Genomic DNA, 17821 nt, shown 5'->3' on the forward strand with positions numbered 1-17821 from the left:
TGGCGAACTGAACCGACGGAGACATTCAAGCGATGACCAAGGCAATCCGATTCGACAAGACAGGCGGCCCCGAAGTCATGAAGTGGGTCGACGTGAACGTGGGCGAGCCGGGCAAGGGTGAAATCCGCGTGAAGCATCACGCGGTCGGGCTCAATTTCATCGATGTGTATTTCCGCACCGGGCTTTATCCGATGCCGCTGCCCAACGGGCTCGGCATGGAAGGCGCGGGCGAAGTCACGGCGGTGGGCGAGGGCATCACGCAATTCAAACCGGGCGATCGCGTGGCGTATGCGTCGCGTCCGCCGGGCGCTTATGCCGAGGAACGCGTGATGGCGGCGGATTTCGTCGTCAAGCTGCCGGATGCGATCAGCTACGAAGATGCCGCGTCGATCATGCTGCAAGGACTGACCACGCAATATCTGCTGCGCCGGACCTATCGCGTGAAGGCGGGCGAAACGGTGTTGATCCACGCGGCGGCGGGCGGCGTCGGCCTGCTCGCGGTGCAGTGGGCGAAGGCGCTCGGCGCGACGGTGATCGGCACGGTCGGTTCGGACGAGAAAGCGGAGATCGCGAAGGCGCATGGCTGCGATCACGCGATCGTCTACACGCGCGACAACTTCACTCAGCGTGTGCGCGAGATCACCAACGGCGCGGGCGTGCCGGTGGTCTACGATTCCATCGGCAAGGACACGTATATCGCGTCGCTCGACAGCCTCTCGCCGCTGGGATACTTCGTGAGCTTCGGCAATTCGTCGGGTCCGGTGCCGCCTATCGATTCATCCGAACTCGCCGGGCGCGGTTCGCTTTACTTCACGCGTCCGACGCTTTTCAGCTATATCGCCAAGCGCGCCGATCTGGATGCCATGGCGGCCGAACTGTTCGAAGTCGTGTCGTCGGGGAAGGTCAGGACGAACGTGCGACAACGTTATTCGCTGGCCGACGCGCCCCGCGCGCATGAAGACCTCGAAGCGCGCAAGACGACGGGCTCGACCATTCTTTTGCCTTGAGCCTTTCCCGCGTGACGGATTCTCACTGAAACTAAGAAATAGAACAGCATCGATATGAGCGAGCCGTCCGTCACCGTCGTCCTGATCGAGGACGAAAAGCAGATTCGCCGCTTCGTACGCGTGTCCCTGGAAGCCGAGGGCATGACCGTGCACGAAGCGGAGACCGGCCAGCAAGGTCTGATCGAAGCGGCGACGCGCAAGCCCGATCTCGTGATCGTCGATCTGGGTCTGCCGGATACCGATGGCCTCGACGTCATTCGCGAACTGCGCGGCTGGACCGAATTGCCGGTGATCGTGCTCTCGGCCCGCACGCAGGAAGCGGAAAAGGTCGCCGCGCTCGATGCCGGCGCCGACGACTATCTCACCAAGCCGTTCGGCGTTTCCGAGTTGATGGCGCGTATTCGCGCGCATTTGCGGCGGCGCAATCAGGCGGCGGGCAGCGAGACGCCGGCCGTGCGTTTCGGCGATGTCACCGTCGATCTCGCGTTGCGGCGCGTCACGAAAAACGGCGAGAGCGTGCATCTGACGCCGATCGAATATCGCCTGCTTGCCACGCTCGTGCGGCATGCGGGGCGCGTCTTGACGCATCGGCAATTGCTGAAGGAAGTGTGGGGACCGTCGCATGTGGAGAGTCCGCATTATCTGCGCATCTACATGGCGCATCTGCGGCAGAAGCTCGAGCGCGATACGGCGCAGCCCGAGCATATCGTCACGGAAACGGGCGTGGGATATCGGCTCGTGGGAGTCGTGTGACGTGCGTCGTTCGAATTACGCGGTGACCGCGGCGTAGGTATCGAGCACGGCGTCGAGCGGTTCGTTTCCGCCGACGAAGCCGATGACCCGATCCCGCACGCCAAGCGCCACGCAACGCAGCGCAATGCGCGCGACATCCTCGCGCGACACGTCGGGCATCTCGACCGTGGTCTCGTCCGCGAGCGCAATCGTGCCGCGCGCGGGTTCGTCGGATAGCGGGCCAGGACGCAGGATCGCGTAAGGCACGCCGCGCCGCATGACGTAGGCATCGGCTTCGCGTTTCATGCGCGAGTAATGACGCAGGGAAAGCGGATTGCGCTCCGGATGAAACGCGGTCAGCGCGCTTACGACGACGAGTTGCCGCACGCGCCGGCGCTTTGCGTAATCGGCGGTGCGCATGACGGCGTCGCGATCGATCGCACGTTCCTCGTGCACGCCTTCGCTCTCGGACGACCCCGCCGCGTAGATCACGTGCGTGATGTCGTCGAAGACATGCGAGAAGTCCTGATCGAGATCGCCGAGCACGATTTCCGCGCCCAGCGCCGCGAACTCGCTCTTGTGCGCGGATTTGCGAAGCAGCGCCCGAAAAGGCGCGGCGTGGTCATGAAGACCTTGCGCGATAAGCCGGCCCGTGCGGCCGTGCGCGCCGATCAGCAGAACTTTCATCGTCTTCATTGAGTTCGCTCCCTTGCGGTGGCCGGCTCGACAATCAAAGTAGGCGATTTCGGCGCCTTGTGCTATCCGTGCTTGCGCGGCCTCGCGTCACTCCACCGCGCTTGCCGGCCGCGCATTGCCACGCCGCCGCGCGCGCCGTTCCTCTGCGCGCACACGGAAGCGGTCCATGTACAGGTAAACCACCGGCGTCGTATAGAGCGTCAGCATTTGACTCACGATCAGCCCGCCGACGATTGCGATGCCAAGCGGCGCGCGCATCTCCGATCCTTCGCCAGTTCCGAACGCGAGCGGCAGCGCGCCGAGCAGCGCGGCGGCGGTCGTCATCATGATCGGGCGAAAGCGCAAGAGACACGCTTCCTCGATGGCATCGCGCGAAGTCTTGGCGCCGTGCCGCGTGGCCTCGATAGCGAAGTCCACCATCATGATCGCGTTCTTCTTCACGATGCCGATCAGCAAGATGACCGCGATCAACGCGATGATGCTGAATTCCGTCTTGAACAGCAGCAGCGCAAGCAGCGCGCCGACGCCCGCCGACGGCAGCGTGGAGAGAATCGTAATCGGATGGATATAACTTTCATACAGAATGCCGAGCACGATATACACGGCCGCGAGCGCCGCGAGAATCAGGATGGGCTGGTCGTTCATCGACTGCTGGAACGCCTGCGCCGTGCCCTGAAAACTGCCGTGGATGGTCTGCGGCACGCCGATTTCCGCCATCGTTTCGTAGATCGCGGCGGTGGCCTCCGAGAGCGACTTGCCCGGCGGCAGATTGAACGAGATGGTGGAAGCCACGAACTGGCTCTGGTGATTGACGGAAAGCGGCGTATTGCCCGGCCCGAATTTCGCGATGGCCGAAAGCGGCACCATCGTTTCCTGCGATGTGGAAACCGCCGCGCCTGACGACGAACTCGACTTGCCGCTCGCCGCGATGGCGTTGGTCGCCGAATTCTTGACCGAAGCGAGCGCCAGCGCGGCGGCTGTGTCGGAACTGCTGGTGGACGAGCCACCCGCGCCGGTCGAACCGGTCGCCGAGGTGGACGCCGTCGAGTTGGCGCCGGAAGTGGTGGTCGAATTAGTCGATGACGTGCCGCTCGCCGTGCCGCCCGACGTGCTGATGTAGATCTGCTTGAGCATCTCCGGGTCCTGCCAGTATTTCGGCGCGACTTCCATCACCACGTGGTATTGCGACAGCGGGTTGTAGATGGTCGAGACCTGGCGCTGGCCGAAGGCGTCGTAGAGCGTGTTGTCGATCTGCGCGGGCTTGATGTTCAGACGCGCGGCCGTGGCGCGGTCGAAGGTCACCATCGCTTCGAGACCGCCTTGTTGCTGGTCGGAATTCACGTCGGTGAGTTCGGGGCGCTTGAGCAGCGCCTCGGTGAGCTTGGGCGCCCACGTGTAAAGGTCGCTCGTGGTGTCGGACAGCAGCGTGAATTGATACTGCGCATTCGACTGCCGCCCGCCCACGCGAATATCCTGAACGGCCTGCAGGAAGGTGCGCGCGCCCGCGACATCGGCGAGCGGCTTGCGCAGACGGTTGATGACCTGATCCGCCGACACCTTGCGTTCGCTCTTCGGCTTGAGCGAGATGAACATGAAGCCGGAATTGGTCGTGCGCCCGCCCGTGAAACCGGCGACGCTGTCCACGGCCGGGTCCGATTCGACGATTCGCATCATCTCCGAAAACTTGCCTTTCATCGCCTGAAACGAGGTGCTCTGGTCCGCCTGAATGCCGCCGACGATACGCCCCGTGTCCTGCTGCGGGAAAAAGCCCTTCGGCACGATGATGTACAAATAGACGTTCAGCCCGATGGTCGCGAGCAAAATGAGCAGGATGAGCCGCGGGTGCCTGAGCGCCCAGCCAAGCGTGCGCGCATAGCCGCGCTGCATGCGCTCGAATTGGCGTTCGAGCCAGAGCGCGAGCCGGCCTTCTTTCTTCTTCTGATGCGGCTCTTGAAGCAGACGCGAGCACATCATGGGCGTGACGGTGAGCGACACCACGAGCGATACGGCGATCGCCAGCGACAAGGTCAGCGCGAACTCGCGGAACAGGCGCCCGACGATACCGCCCATCAGCAGGATGGGCAGGAACACGGCAACGAGCGAAATGCTGATGGACAGCACCGTGAAGCCGACCTCGCGCGCGCCGAGTATCGCGGCCTGCATGCGCGGCACGCCGTTCTCGACATGCCGCGAGATGTTCTCCAGCACGACGATGGCGTCGTCCACCACGAAGCCCGTCGCGATGGTCAGCGCCATCAGCGAGAGATTGTCGAGCGAGAAGCCGAGCAGATACATCGCCGCGAAGGTGCCGATGATCGATATCGGCACGGCGACGCTTGGAATCAGCGTTGCGCGCCAGTTGCGCAGGAACAGGAACACGACCATCACGACGAGCGCCACCGCGATCACGAGCGTGAGTTCAGTGTCGTGCAGCGAGGCGCGGATGGTGGTCGAGCGGTCCGCTGTCGGGGTGATCAGGACATCGGCGGGAAGGGCGGCTTGCAGTTGCGGCAGCATGCCCTTCACGCGGTCGATCGTCTCGATGATATTCGCGCCCGGCTGACGGTACAGAATGACGAGCACCGCGTGCTTGTTGTTGATGAGGCCGAGATTGCGCAGGTCTTCCACGGAATCGACCACTTCGCCGACGTCCGAAAGATGCACCGCCGAGCCGTTGCGATAGGCGACGACCAGATCCTTGTATTGCGACGCCTTGCTCGCCTGATCATTGGTGTAGAGCTGGACGTGGTTGTCCTTGAATTCGATTGCGCCCTTCGGACTGTTCGCATTCGCCGATGCCAGCGCCGCGCGCACGTCTTCCAGCCCGATGCCGTAGTGAAACAGCGCGCCCGGTTCGAGTTCCACGCGCACGGCCGGGTTTGCCGAGCCGCTCACGTCCACTTCGCCGACGCCCGGCACGGTAGAAAGCGTCTGCTGCAGCACGGTCGCCGCGGAGTCGTAAAGCGCGCCCGCGGTTCGGGTAGGCGAGGAGAGCGCGAGCACCAGAATGGGCGCGTCGGCCGGGTTCACCTTGTGGTACGTCGGGTTGCTGCGCAGCGCGGTTGGCAAGTCGGCGCGCGCGGCGTTGATGGCGGCCTGCACGTCGCGCGCGGCGCCGTCGATGTCGCGGTTCAGGCCGAATTGCAGCGTGATGCGCGTGGTGCCGACCGCGCTTTGCGAAGTCATCTCGCTGACATCGGCGATGGAGCCGAGATGCCGTTCGAGCGGACTCGCCACGCTCGTCGCCACGGTTTCGGGACTTGCGCCCGGCAACTGCGCCTGCACGGAGATGGTCGGAAAATCGACTTGAGGCAGCGGCGCGACCGGCAGCTTCACGAACGCGAACATGCCGGCGAGCGCGATGCCCACCGCGAGCAGCGTCGTCGCAACGGGCCGGTCGATGAAAATGCGCGACATGTTCATGGCTTACTCCGCGTCGGCGGCGGGCCGCGGCTCGTGCATGCCGCCGCCGAAGCGCGCGCGCAACCGGCGGCCGAGCGAATCGAAGGCCAGATAGATCACGGGCGTGGTGAAGAGCGTGAGCAACTGCGAGACGATGAGACCGCCGACAATCGCGATACCGAGCGGATGCCGCAGCTCCGAACCCGCGCCCCAGCCGATCATGAGCGGCAGCGCGCCGAGAAGCGCGGCCATCGTCGTCATGAGAATCGGGCGAAAGCGCAGCAGACACGCCTGGAAGATCGCGTCGCGCGGCGACTTGCCTTGATCGCGCTCGGCTTCGAGCGCGAAGTCGATCATCATGATGGCGTTCTTCTTCACGATACCGATCAAGAGCACGATGCCGATGATGCCGATGATGTCCAGATCGTGCCCGGTGACCATCAGCGAAAGCAGCGCGCCGACGCCTGCGGACGGCAGCGTCGAGAGAATGGTGATCGGGTGGATGAAGCTCTCGTACAGCACGCCGAGCACGATATACATCGTGACGATGGCCGCGAGGATCAGGAACAGTTCGTTCGAAAGCGAAGCCTGGAACGCGAGCGCCGCGCCCTGAAAGCGAATCTGGAACGACGCGGGCAGGCCGATGTCGTTCTTCGCCTGCTCGATGGCCTTGACCGCCGCCCCAAGCGATTCGCCCTTGGCCAGGTTGAAGGAAACGGTCGTCGCCGGGAATTGGCCCAGATGCGTGACGAGCAACGGCGCCGCGCGCTCGTGGAACTTGGCGATGGTGTTGAGCGGCACCTGCCCCGTCGTCGAAGTGGACGACGGCAGATAGATGCCGTTCAGGATCTCGCTGTAGTGCGCGTCCGAAGGCTCCGATTCAAGGATCACGCGATACTGGTTCGACTGCGTGAAGATGGTCGAAATGATGCGCTGGCCGAAGGCGTCGTAAAGCGCGTTGTCCACCGTCGCGGGCGTGATGCCGAAGCGCGCCGCCGTCGGCCGGTCGATTTCGATATACACCGACTGGCCGTTCTGCTGCAGGTCGGTCGCCACATCCGTGAGAATGGACGTATGTTGCAGCCGCTCGACGAGCTTCGGCACCCATTCCGCGAACTCGGACGGGTTCGGGTCGGTCAGCATGAACTGATATTGCGTCGGACTGACGGTGGAATCGATCGTCAAGTCCTGCACCGGCTGCATATACAGCTTGATGCCAGGAATGTCCGCGACGTCGCTCTGAATGGAACGGATCACGTCGCTCGACGTGTTGCTGCGGTCGTCGCGCGGCTTCAGGTTGATGAGCATGCGCCCGCTGTTCAGCGTGATGTTGGTGCCGTCCACGCCGATGAACGAAGTCAGGCTTTCGACATCCGGGTTCTGCAGAATCTTCTGCGCGAGCGCCTGCTGCTGCTCGGCCACGGCCTGATACGACGCGGCCTGCGGCGCTTGCGTGATCGCCTGGATCACGCCGGTGTCCTGCGTGGGAAAGAAGCCCTTCGGAATGAAGATGTACAGCACGGCGGTCAAAACGAGCGTCAGCAGGGCGACGACGAGCGTCGCGGCTTGCCGCTCCAGCACCCATTCGAGCGCGACGGCGTAGCGGCCGATCACGTAGTCGATGAACTTGTGGGCGCGCGCCTCGAAGCGCTTGCTGTCTTTGGGCGGCGTGTGGCGCAGGAGTTTTGCGCACATCATCGGCACGAGCGTGAGCGAGACGATAGCCGAGATCACGATGGTCACGGCGAGCGTGATCGCGAACTCGTGGAACAGACGGCCAACCACATCGCCCATGAAGAGCAGCGGGATAAGCACCGCGATCAGCGAAACGGTCAGCGAAATGATGGTGAAGCCGATCTGCTTCGAGCCTTTCAACGCTGCTTCGAGCGGCGGGTCGCCTTCCTCGACATAGCGCGCGATGTTTTCGATCATGACGATGGCGTCGTCGACGACGAAGCCTGTCGCGATGGTCAGCGCCATCAGCGAAAGATTGTCGAGTGAAAAGCCGCACAGGTACATGATCGCGAGCGTGCCGACCAACGACAGCGGCACGGAAAGACTCGGGATGATGGTGGCGTAGACGTTGGCGAGAAACAGATAAATTACCAGCACGACCAGCACGACGGAGAGCGCGAGTTCGAACTGCACGTCGCGCACCGACGCGCGGATGGTGGTGGTGCGGTCCGTGACGATGCGCACGTCCAGCGCCGCCGGCAGCGATTGCTGCAAGCCTGGCAGCAGCTTCTTGATGCCGTCCACCACTTGAATGACGTTCGCGCCCGGCTGACGCTGCACGTTGAGGATGATGGCGGGCGTCGCGTCGACCCATGCGCCGAGCTTGGTATTCTCCGGACCTTCGACGACCGTGGCGACATCGGTGAGCATGACCGGCCGGCCGTTCTTGTATGCGACCACCGCGCTTTGGTACGCGCTTGCATCGGTCAACTGGTCGTTCGCATTGATGGTGTAGTTGCGCGACGGGCCGTCGAAATTGCCCTTCGGCGTATTGACGTTGAGGTTGGCGATAGTCGTGCGCAAGTCGTCGATATTCAGCCCGTACGAGGCCAGCGCGCGTGTGTTCGCCTGAATGCGCACGGCGGGGCGGTTGCCGCCGCTGATCGACACGAGACCCACGCCCGCGACTTGCGAAATTTTCTGCGCGAGGCGCGTGTCGGCGAGATCCTGGACCTTGGTGAGCGGCAGTGTCTTGGAACTGATCGCGAGCGTGATGATCGGCGCGTCGGCGGGGTTCACTTTCGCGTAGATCGGCGGGGCGGGCAGGTCGGACGGCAGCAGATTGCCCGCCGCGTTGATGGCGGCCTGAACTTCCTGCTCGGCGATATCGAGCGGCAAATCCAGACTGAACTGCAAGGTGATGACCGACGCGCCCGCCGAACTCTGCGACGACATCTGGTTCAGGCTCGCCATCTGCCCGAACTGCTTTTCGAGCGGCGCGGTGACGCTGGAGGTCATTACATCCGGCGAAGCGCCGGGGTAAAACGTCTGCACCTGGATGGTCGGATAGTCGACCGCGGGCAGCGCGGACAGCGGCAGAAAACGTAGCGCGACGAGGCCGACCAGCATGATCGCTGCCATCAGAAGCGCCGTGCCGACCGGACGCAGGATAAAAAGGCGAGATGGATTCATGCGGCTCTAGTTGCTCTTGGCTTAACTGTCACTGCTGCGGTTGCTGACGACGATGCCCGCCATGCCGCGCACCCGCCGCTGCCGACGCGGCAGCCGCCGCCGATGCACCTGAAGCGCCGGATGCGCCCGAAGCACCCTTGGCCTTGTCCGCCGGAATCGTGATCTTCGCGCCTTCCTTGAGCCGGTCGGAGCCGTCGATCACCACGCGCTCGCCGGCCTGCAGACCGGTTTTGATGCTGGTGCGCTCGCCATCGACGGGACCGGTTTTCACGTTGCGCACCGTCACCGTATTGTCCGGCTTGACGACATACACGAACGATCCCGACGAGCCGTTCAGCACCGCCGAAGTCGGAACGATAAGCGCGTCCTTGATGACATCGACAAGCAGCTTTGTGTTCACGAACTGGTTCGGAAAGAGCCCGAGTCCTTTGTTGTCGAAGGTCGCGCGCAGCTTGACGGTGCCGGTGGTGGTGTCGATCTGGTTGTCGAGGGTTTCCAGATAGCCCGATTCGAGCGCAACCGTATTAGCGCGGTCATATGCCGTCACCGACATCTTCGTGCCCGCGTGCAGCGGCTTCAGGATGGCGGCAAGGTTGTCTTCCGAGGTGGTGAAGATCACGCTGATCGGCTGCAATTGCGTGATGACCACGACGCCGTTGGTGTCACCCGTCGTCACGTAATTGCCGGGATCGACCTGACGCAGGCCGACGCGTCCCGACACGGGCGCCGTGATGCGCGCGTAGGTGAGATCGAGCTTGTAGGTATCGACGTTGGCCATGTCCGACTTGACCGCGCCTTCATACTGCTTGACGAGCGAGCCCTGAGTGTCGACCTGTTGCTTGGCGATGGAGTCTTGCGAGAGTAGCGTCTGATAGCGCTGCAAGTCGAGCCTCGCGGTCTGCAACAGCGCCTGATCCCGCGCCAGCGTGCCTTCGGCGTTACGCAGCGAAATCTCATAAGGACGCGGGTCGATCTGCGCGAGCACGTCGCCCTTCTTGACCATCTGGCCTTCCTTGAAGGCCACGTCCATCAGCGTGCCATTGAGCTGCGTCTTGACCGTGACGTTGGCAAGCGGCGTGACCGTGCCGAGCGAATTGATGACCACCGGCATCTCGCCTTGCGCGACGGTCGCGACGTGCACGGGCTGCGGCTGATTCATCGCGTTCGCGCCGCCGCCACGACGGCCGCCGCCCTGACGTGCATCCTGTGGTTGACCCGAGGCACTGTTGCGGCTCCAAGGATGCCACCAGGCGACGGCTCCCGCGACAATCAGCAAAGCGATCACGAGCGGGACGAGCTTGCGCCGCCTTGGCGGGCGTTCCCCGAGCGTGGTCGTGGCAGGTCGATCAGGCGAGTTGGACGGTTTCTGCGGTTGTCCGGGAGAATTCTTTTGGTCGTCCATCGGTTCTGTGGCTGGTATTTCAAGTGATTCGTTGGAGCGCCCAAGGCGGCGCGCGAACGCCAGGCAGGACAGCGCAATCTGCAAGCCGCATCGAGGCGAGGACCTGAATGCGGGCAATGAGCACATGAAGCTTTGTCGCGACGCGTTCGAAGCGCTGCCGCGCATGACGAAACCGCAACGAAGAGACACGACGCATACAAGCCGCACCAACGCCGCGCAGTCGTGCGAAGCATGATGCTACGTCCCGCATCGAGGCCCGTCCACCTACCTTTCTTTCGGCTGATTACGAGTGTTACACGCGGCCTGACATGGCTTTCGCACGATGCGAGCGCAGGCCGGCCGAACCCGTCGATGGGTCGGCCGGCCAATACGTCAGGGGTGTCAAGTCTACTCGGTGGCGCGCAAGTCCGTAGAGGCAGCCATCGCGATGGCCGCCGATGCGGCGCCGGACGTGCCGCCGATCTCGTGCGCGATCTGGCTCACGCAGCGCAACAGCGCGGGCGCGACTGTTTCGATGAGCGTCTCTTCGGGACACTGATGTGCCGCGCCGCCGCAGTTCACGGAGTAACGCTCTTCCGACGGACCGATGAAGCCCGCCGCGACCGCGTTGAGCCCCAGATGCCATTCGCCGATCGAAACAGCGAAGCCATTGCGATGCGTGTCTTCGATACCGTGCCGAAGTCCCATCGCGATGAGCGGCCAGTCGTCGCCGGATGCGATCTGCAGACTACCGATGAGCGTTTCGCGATCCGCCTGCGACAGCACGGACAAGTACGCGCGCCCCACGGCGGTACGGGTCAGGTCCATCCTTCCGCCCACTTCGAGACGTGAGACGAGCACGGCCGAACGCGGACGGATGGCATCGATAACGACCATTTCCAACCGGTCCCGAACCGCCAGATGCACCGACAGGCTGGTTTCCTCGGCGAGCGCGATGAGGTAGGGGCGCGCCCGAGCACGAATATCGAAATTGCGTAAGAATCCGTTGCTGAATTCCAGAACCGAGGCGGTCAGCACGAAACGCTCGCTGTCGGGCAGCCGCAGCAGCAGGCCCGCGCCGACGAGCGTTGCTGTGATACGCGACACGGTAGGTTTGGGAATGCCGGTCCATTCGGTCAGCTCTCGGTTGCTGACAGGGGCATCGGCGGCAGCGATACGGCGTAGAACGTCAAGACCGCGCGCAAGCGCCGTGACTTCTTCGCCCTCTCTCTCTCTCGGTTTTTCCCGGTCTGGTAGCCGGCTTTTTAATGTGTGCATTCTTATTTTCTGAAACGTAGTTTCGGATGCGGACTGACGCTAAATAACCCGGATGCCGCTTAAACTTGCAAGCGGTGCAAGCCTCTCATCGATAAGCGGTAGACGGGATGAAACATTTCTCTTGTTAGGGGTTTGCAAAGATTACCTTGGGCAGAAGTTCTGCGCCGGAGATTTTGCTTGACTTGGGCAGCAATCCCATAAAAAATGGAACCGAATTTCGAAACTGGTGGGGCGACGTGCACAGTTGCTTTCCGCTCCCCGCTTGAATGACCGGCTCTCAGGTTCTAGCACGGCCCTCGGAATGGCTAGAACTTTTAAGGCGCTATGGAAACATAGCGCCTTTTTTTTCGCCCTATGTTTGCGGTAACAAACGCACTGAATATACGCTGAAAGCAGAAATGGCGTCGGACTGGAAGCTAGCTTGCTTCGGCGCGAAGGGTTGCGGAGACGCTGGAAGAGGGCGAGGCGCGTGCCCGAAGGCCGGGTGCGTGGACCTATAGCGGCGCGCGATGCGCCGCCGGTGAGTCGATTCAATCGAATTCGTTGAACACACGGCGCTGCCGAAGCAGCCGCTTGCCGCGCATGATCCAGTACACGCCGGCAAGTAACAAAAGCAACGCGACGCTCAAAACGAATACTGGCGAAATGCGTTCGGGCGCTGGCTGACTGGTGGCGATCAAAAGCGCCGCGAAAAATGCCGCCGCCGCTTGATAGTAGGCGCGCTTGGCCAGACTGCGGCGCATCTGGTGCGTGGTAAAGCGGGAGACAGGAGGACGGGTGAAAGGCTCGAAAAGCAGGACCCCGGCGAAGAGGGCCACGACGAAATTCATATAAAGCATGGGGGCAACGTTGGCGCGAAGAGATGTGGACTGGCGGCGAATATATGCGAGTCCCATGCCTCTCAAAACCAGAAGTGTCCTAAATGTAGAGGGAAAACTCTATTACATTCGCGGGGAGTTAGAGGGTGTTCAAAAGTTAGGCGAAGCCAAGAAGAGCCGGTAAGGGTTTTCCAAGGTTCCCTCGTGATGCAAGCTTTACAAAAAGCTTCTTTTCCAAGTGCCAATTCGAGCTGTCGCGCTTAGGCAAAATGCGCTCAAAACGTTGCCATCCAGGGTCAGCGTATGATGAGCGCCATTTCCAAGAGGAACAAATCGCGCTCAGGCGTGCGGACTTCGCATCAAGATTCATGCAGCACTCAGGCACCACATCTGGAAGGAACGACCATGCAGACTTCGCCCATGACCCGAATCGGGATCGCGCTCGCCGCGCTCGGTGTACTTGCCGCGTGCGAAAAGCACGATGCATCGGCAGGACAGGCGGCGGGCGCGCTCAACAACCTCGCGAGCCAGACCCAGCAAAAGTTCGATCAGGCGGCGAGTTACGTCGGCCAGAAGGTCGATTCCGCCAAACAGACAGCTCAGCAGAACATCGACAACGCCGGCTCGATGCCCGATATCTCTGCGAGCAGCGTCGCGGCGACGGCACGTGCGAATCTGCAGAACGCGGCGAGCGCGACTAACGCCGCCATCACCGACGCGGCCAGCGCGACGGGCGCCGGTTTGCAGAACGCGGGCCGCAAGTTGCAGGACTGGTCGAAGGATGGAAGCGCATCGGGCACGTCGGGTAACGCGGGTACGTCGGGCACTTCGGGCGCGAGCCCGACCACCGACACGAGCGGCGCCCGCACGGAAATGGACAAGTAAGCAGCCGGCGTCGACTTAACATTCCGTTACGTCCGATTCGGCCGATGCCTTCACCGCAGCCGCTAAACTGGCGGTCTTTCGGAAATCGAGACAGTTATGAAGTCACGCAAGCTCGCGCATGACGGCGCGCTGGCGATCGTCGCGATATTTTGGATGGCCGCGCTTGCGCTTTTCACGCCCGCCGCGTTCGCGGCTCCGGCGCTCACGCTGCCTTCGTTCGAGGAACTGATCAAGCCCGCCGCACCCGCATCCGCTCCCGATGCGGCTTCCGGCGTGACGGACCCGGTAGTATCGGATGCCGACATGGTGCGCTCGCTCGATACGGTCATCTCGACGCTCGACAGCGATCGACAGCGCGGCGCGCTCGTCGCGCAATTGAAGAAACTGCGCGAAGCCAAGCGCGCGGCCGAGACGGCTGGCGCGTCATCGGGCGCGGTCGCGGTCGATTCAGCCGCTGCGTCAGGCGCAAGCGCACCCGCGGCCACGGCGTCGACGGCATCGTCGGTCGTGGCGAGCATGGCGCAGAACGCGGGCTTGCTGGGCGCGATAGCATCGGCGCTCACGAACATCGAAGCCGACGTGAAGCGCGGCAAAACGCCGATCGCGTACTGGGGCGGGCGCTTCAACGCGGCCGGCAACGAACTCTTCACCATCGTCACGAGCCAGAGCCGCGAGCCGTTCGGCCGCACGCTCTTCAATTACTTCGCGATGCTCGTCGGCTGGGGCGCGTGCGCGTTCGTCCTCGTCTATGTGCAGCGGCAGGTCCACGCGCGTTACGGCATCCAGGCCGGACTGCATTCCAACCCGACCACGCGCGAATTGCTGCTCTTCGCGCTGCGGCGCGTCGCGCCTTATTTGTTCGCGTTCCTCGTCGCGCTGGCCTTCGTGCGCATGATGCCGCTTTCGCTCGGCCGCACGCTCGCGATGGTCACGGCCTACGCCATCGTGGCGGGCGCGGTGTTCTCGGCGATCTGCCTCATCATGTTTTCGCTGTTCGGCTCGGCACACCGGCGTGTGGCGGTGAACGTGCTGATCATCCGCGCGCGGCGGCTCCTGTTCCTGATTGGCACGTTCGGTGCGCTCGGCGACGCGGCCGCCAACTACGACGTCGCGCAGCAACTCGGCACCAATCTGTCCGCCCTGATCTCGACCTTCGCGAACATGGGCGCGGCGGCGCTTACCGCGTATTTCGCGCTGGCGTTCCAGCGGCCGGTCGCGCATCTGATCCGCAGCCGCACTTACGAGCAGCGCAACACGCGCAAGGCCGCGACCGAGACCTTCGAAGTGGTCGCTTCGTTGTGGCAGGTGCCGTTGCTGCTGCTGGCGTCGGCGTCGGTGGTCGCGACGCTCGCGGGCATCGGTACATCAGAGAACGTGTTGCAGATGGCGATTGCGACCGCCGGACTGCTCGTCGTCGCGTTCTTCCTGTCGGCGATCGTGATCCGCATCACGCGGCCGAAGTCGCAGAAGCCGCGCCGCCAGTCGGCTTACGTGCGGCGGCTCGTGAAATTCGTCGGCACGATGATCGTGACCGGCGTGTGGCTCGTATTCCTCGAACTGTCGTCGCGCTTCTGGGGTTTTTCGCTCGCGCACATGGCCGAGGAGAGCGTCGCGGCACGCGGCATCACGCGCGCGTTCGCCATGATCGTGCTGACGTTCTTCATCGTCTGGCTGGTGTGGATCCTGATCGATACCGCCATCCAGGAGACGTTGCGGCCCGATTCCACGCGGCGCGGCACGCGCGGCCCGAGCATGCGCGCGCGCACCATGCTGCCGCTCGTGCGCAACGTCGTGTTCGTCGTGCTGCTGATGATCGCGGGCATCGTCACCGCGGCCAATCTCGGCCTGAACGTCACGCCCTTGCTGGCGGGCGCGGGCGTGATCGGGCTCGCGGTCGGCTTCGGCGCGCAATCGCTGGTCGCGGATCTGATCACGGGGCTTTTCATCATCATCGAGGACACCATTTCCGTCGGCGATTCGATCGAGGTGGAAGGCGGCCACGCGGGTATCGTCGAAAGTCTGACGATCCGCACCGTGCGCCTGCGCGACGGCCAGGGCGCAATCCACGCGATTCCCTTCTCGCAGATCAAGACGGTGAAGAACCTGTCGCGCGACTTCGCCTACGCCGTGTTTGAAGTGCGCATGCCGTTTTCGGCGGATGTCGACGAAATCACGCAAATGATTCGCGAAGTCGGCGTCGAGCTGATGGACGATCTGCGCTACCGGCGCGAGATGCTGGGTCCGGTGGAGGTCTGGGGACTGGACCGTTTCGATCCGAACTGGATGGTCGTGAAAGGGCAGATCAAGACGCGGCCGCTGCAGCAATGGAGTGTGGCGCGGGCGTTCAATCTGCGCATCAAGCGGCGGATGGACGAGGCGGGCATCGAGATTCCCGTGCCGCGGATGCATGTGCAGATGAGCCGCACCGACCTGCATGCCGCGTTCGAGCCGCACGCCGATGGCCGCGCGCAGCGCATCTGGACGGGCGAGGAGCGGCTGCTCGAAGACGAGGAATTGGTGGATGCCGATCCCTCGAAGGCCCGCGATGTCTCGCACGAACCGCGTCCCGCGCCGCCGCCGACGGACCAGTCCGTGCAAATTCCGCCGCAGATTCCCACGGCGGAGCCGGGCAAAGGTTGAGACGAACTCGTCGTCAGGCCGCGAGCAAGTCGTTCACGTGCGTGGCAATCTCGTCGCCCGCGACGCCGTAGATATGCAGCGAGATCGCGCGCGCGGTGGCATCGGCGGGATTTCCCAGGCGGTGAATCGCGCCTCGGCCCGCCTGCACGAAGGAGACGTCGCCGGCCTCGCGCGCATGATGCCGCGTTTCGATGGCTGATGCCGAAGGCGCGTCCCAGCGATAAAGCGTCTCTTCAAGCGTCCCGTCGATCACCGCATAGCCGCACCACGTTCGATGACCGTGCACCGGACTCGCCTGTCCCGGCTCCCAGACGAGCGCGGCGATGGCGTAGCGGTCAAGCGGGTCGGCCGCCAGCAGATGACGGCGATAGCCGCGCGCGCCGCTCTCACGCTGGTCGAGGCGCAGCAAGCTCGTATCGGACGAAGCGCGCCGCAGAGCCGCACGCACGCGCGATCCGAACGACAAGGCATCGGCGGAATGGAAGGCGGCATCGATTTCATCGCAGAGCCGGTTTAGCGCCGAACCGCCGCGTAGCGACGCCGGCGCTTGATCCCGAGGCCGCGAAAGGCGGCTGAACGCTTCGAATTTCATGATGACGGCACCGGTTTTCGTTGTGTTTCGCGAACAACATTTATACCGGCTTGCGCCCAGAATTAGTTTCCATATAATTCCGCTCGAAGAACCAAAAATAGAATAATTTCCTATCGGGGGTGCGCTGTGGGAATGGACCTTATCGATCGCAAGCTGCTGGAATTGCTGCAGACCGACGTGACGATGCCTATCGCCGAGCTTGCGCAGCGCGTGAATCTTTCGCAGACACCGTGCTGGAAGCGCGTGCAGCGCTTGAAGGAAACCGGCGTGATCCGCGCACAGGTGGCGCTATGCGATCCGAAGAAGCTGGGTGTCGGCACCACGGTGTTTGTCGCGGTACGCACGAATCAGCACACGCAGATCTGGGCCGAGGACTTCACGCGCGCCGTGCGCGACATTCCGGAGGTCGTGGAGGTGTATAGGATGAGTGGCGAGACGGACTATCTGCTGCGCGTGGTGGTATCCGATATCGACGATTACGACCGCGTCTATAAGCAGCTCATTCGCGCCGTGCCGCTCTACGATGTCAGTTCGAGCTTCGCGATGGAGCAGATCAAGTATTCGACCGCATTGCCGGTGCGTCCCACGCTCGAATCCTGAGGCGTGACTCGTTTTCAGATGGCGGTTGGCGCTTGCCCGCGCCATGCCACTTCAGTCCGCACCAAGCGCCTGCCTGTGGAAGGCGCGGCATGATGGATTCGCCAAAAAAAAGCCGCCCGTGGAGGGCGGCGTAACGCGTCCAGTCACTAGGTATTCCGGTCTAGCCCTTACTGCCCCGGCCGGAATCAGACGCGCATGGAATCGAAGGAAGTATGGCCGGTGACGCGGTGCCCCTCAAGCGGGACCGTGCAGCAAAGAATTTCGCGGTGCTTGGCCGTCTTCCGAAACGGCGCGCGCGGACATGCGGCAGATCGAGGAACGGTCGGCGCAACGCAACTGAAAACCAGTGCGGGTACTATCACGGGTTGATGACGAAACGCGCCAGGAGACGCAACATCCGCCATGACCGATGACCGCAACGACCGCCGCCCGGACAGCACCCGCAACGGCGCGCCCAAGAAGAAGAATCCGACATTCGGCGTCGGCGCGTTTATCGTCGTCGTGGTGTTGCTCGTGATCGGCACGCTCGCGTATAACGCGATTCGCGAGAAGCGCGACTTCGATCAACAGAACGCGACGCCTTCGCCAGCGAGCGATGCGCGGCCGGCCGTGCCGGCGATCGGAGCGTCGCAGTAGCCGAGCC

Annotated in this window: 13 protein-coding genes; 6 read left to right on the forward strand and 7 right to left on the reverse strand. The window is 63.1% G+C overall.

The genetic code is table 11. The features are described 5' to 3' along the window. Positions 1 to 32 precede the first annotated feature (32 nt). Complete coding sequence (locus P9250_RS23365; RefSeq protein ID WP_250464263.1) at positions 33 to 1007, forward strand: quinone oxidoreductase; 975 nt, start codon at positions 33 to 35, stop codon at positions 1005 to 1007. A gap of 54 nt (positions 1008 to 1061) precedes the next feature. After that, complete coding sequence (kdpE, locus tag P9250_RS23370) at positions 1062 to 1760, forward strand: two-component system response regulator KdpE (protein ID WP_250464265.1); 699 nt, start codon at positions 1062 to 1064, stop codon at positions 1758 to 1760. Positions 1761 to 1775: 15 nt separating this feature from the next. Here the strand turns inward: kdpE and P9250_RS23375 are convergent, their stop codons facing one another. From P9250_RS23375 to P9250_RS23400, 6 genes are all read right to left on the reverse strand, one after another. Next, entirely contained in the window at positions 1776 to 2435 is a 660-nt protein-coding gene (locus P9250_RS23375) for an NAD(P)H-binding protein (protein WP_244827543.1), read from the reverse strand. A gap of 87 nt (positions 2436 to 2522) precedes the next feature. Further along, entirely contained in the window at positions 2523 to 5858 is a 3336-nt protein-coding gene (locus P9250_RS23380; RefSeq protein WP_310395437.1) for an efflux RND transporter permease subunit, read from the reverse strand. 3 nt (positions 5859 to 5861) lie between these two features. Continuing rightward, positions 5862 to 8984, reverse strand: a complete 3123-nt coding sequence (locus P9250_RS23385; protein ID WP_250464267.1) for an MdtB/MuxB family multidrug efflux RND transporter permease subunit — start codon at positions 8982 to 8984, stop codon at positions 5862 to 5864. A gap of 28 nt (positions 8985 to 9012) precedes the next feature. After that, positions 9013 to 10386, reverse strand: coding sequence for an MdtA/MuxA family multidrug efflux RND transporter periplasmic adaptor subunit (locus P9250_RS23390; RefSeq protein WP_310395440.1), 1374 nt, complete (start codon positions 10384 to 10386; stop codon positions 9013 to 9015). Positions 10387 to 10773: 387 nt separating this feature from the next. After that, positions 10774 to 11643, reverse strand: coding sequence for an IclR family transcriptional regulator (locus P9250_RS23395; protein ID WP_244827547.1), 870 nt, complete (start codon positions 11641 to 11643; stop codon positions 10774 to 10776). A 530-nt stretch (positions 11644 to 12173) separates the two neighbouring features. After that, positions 12174 to 12539, reverse strand: a complete 366-nt coding sequence (locus P9250_RS23400; protein ID WP_250464271.1) for a hypothetical protein — start codon at positions 12537 to 12539, stop codon at positions 12174 to 12176. Positions 12540 to 12866: 327 nt separating this feature from the next. Here P9250_RS23400 and P9250_RS23405 point away from each other — a divergent pair, with 327 nt between their 5' ends. Beyond that, a complete protein-coding gene (locus tag P9250_RS23405) occupies positions 12867 to 13346 on the forward strand; it encodes a hypothetical protein (protein WP_310395446.1) in 480 nt (159 codons plus the stop codon). Positions 13347 to 13442: 96 nt separating this feature from the next. Further along, the gene (locus P9250_RS23410) at positions 13443 to 15986 is read left to right on the forward strand and encodes a mechanosensitive ion channel family protein (RefSeq protein WP_310395448.1); all 2544 of its coding nucleotides are present in this window, start codon (positions 13443 to 13445) and stop codon (positions 15984 to 15986) included. 13 nt (positions 15987 to 15999) lie between these two features. Here P9250_RS23410 and P9250_RS23415 read toward each other — a convergent pair whose 3' ends face one another. Continuing rightward, positions 16000 to 16578, reverse strand: a complete 579-nt coding sequence (locus P9250_RS23415; protein ID WP_309960963.1) for a cysteine dioxygenase family protein — start codon at positions 16576 to 16578, stop codon at positions 16000 to 16002. A 132-nt stretch (positions 16579 to 16710) separates the two neighbouring features. On the opposite strand from P9250_RS23415, the gene P9250_RS23420 reads away from it, so the two are divergent. Beyond that, complete coding sequence (locus tag P9250_RS23420) at positions 16711 to 17178, forward strand: Lrp/AsnC family transcriptional regulator (protein ID WP_244827553.1); 468 nt, start codon at positions 16711 to 16713, stop codon at positions 17176 to 17178. Between the two features lie 402 nt (positions 17179 to 17580). Then, positions 17581 to 17814: a hypothetical protein gene (locus P9250_RS23425; RefSeq protein ID WP_244827554.1), complete on the forward strand. Its 234-nt coding sequence runs from the start codon at positions 17581 to 17583 to the stop codon at positions 17812 to 17814. The last annotated feature ends 7 nt before the right edge of the window (positions 17815 to 17821 follow it).

The sequence above is a fragment of the Caballeronia sp. LP006 genome, from assembly GCF_031450995.1.
Classification (GTDB): domain Bacteria; phylum Pseudomonadota; class Gammaproteobacteria; order Burkholderiales; family Burkholderiaceae; genus Caballeronia.

What these genes read in the sequence shown, in the direction of transcription:
- P9250_RS23365 (WP_250464263.1), top strand. Translation starts at nt 33, where the DNA reads ATGACCAAGGCAATCCGATTCGACAAGACAGGCGGCCCCGAAGTCATG.
- kdpE (WP_250464265.1), top strand. Translation starts at nt 1,062, where the DNA reads ATGAGCGAGCCGTCCGTCACCGTCGTCCTGATCGAGGACGAAAAGCAG.
- P9250_RS23375 (WP_244827543.1), bottom strand. Translation starts at nt 2,435, where the DNA reads ATGAAGACGATGAAAGTTCTGCTGATCGGCGCGCACGGCCGCACGGGC.
- P9250_RS23380 (WP_310395437.1), bottom strand. Translation starts at nt 5,858, where the DNA reads ATGAACATGTCGCGCATTTTCATCGACCGGCCCGTTGCGACGACGCTG.
- P9250_RS23385 (WP_250464267.1), bottom strand. Translation starts at nt 8,984, where the DNA reads ATGAATCCATCTCGCCTTTTTATCCTGCGTCCGGTCGGCACGGCGCTT.
- P9250_RS23390 (WP_310395440.1), bottom strand. Translation starts at nt 10,386, where the DNA reads ATGGACGACCAAAAGAATTCTCCCGGACAACCGCAGAAACCGTCCAAC.
- P9250_RS23395 (WP_244827547.1), bottom strand. Translation starts at nt 11,643, where the DNA reads ATGCACACATTAAAAAGCCGGCTACCAGACCGGGAAAAACCGAGAGAG.
- P9250_RS23400 (WP_250464271.1), bottom strand. Translation starts at nt 12,539, where the DNA reads ATGGGACTCGCATATATTCGCCGCCAGTCCACATCTCTTCGCGCCAAC.
- P9250_RS23405 (WP_310395446.1), top strand. Translation starts at nt 12,867, where the DNA reads ATGCAGACTTCGCCCATGACCCGAATCGGGATCGCGCTCGCCGCGCTC.
- P9250_RS23410 (WP_310395448.1), top strand. Translation starts at nt 13,443, where the DNA reads ATGAAGTCACGCAAGCTCGCGCATGACGGCGCGCTGGCGATCGTCGCG.
- P9250_RS23415 (WP_309960963.1), bottom strand. Translation starts at nt 16,578, where the DNA reads ATGAAATTCGAAGCGTTCAGCCGCCTTTCGCGGCCTCGGGATCAAGCG.
- P9250_RS23420 (WP_244827553.1), top strand. Translation starts at nt 16,711, where the DNA reads ATGGACCTTATCGATCGCAAGCTGCTGGAATTGCTGCAGACCGACGTG.
- P9250_RS23425 (WP_244827554.1), top strand. Translation starts at nt 17,581, where the DNA reads ATGACCGATGACCGCAACGACCGCCGCCCGGACAGCACCCGCAACGGC.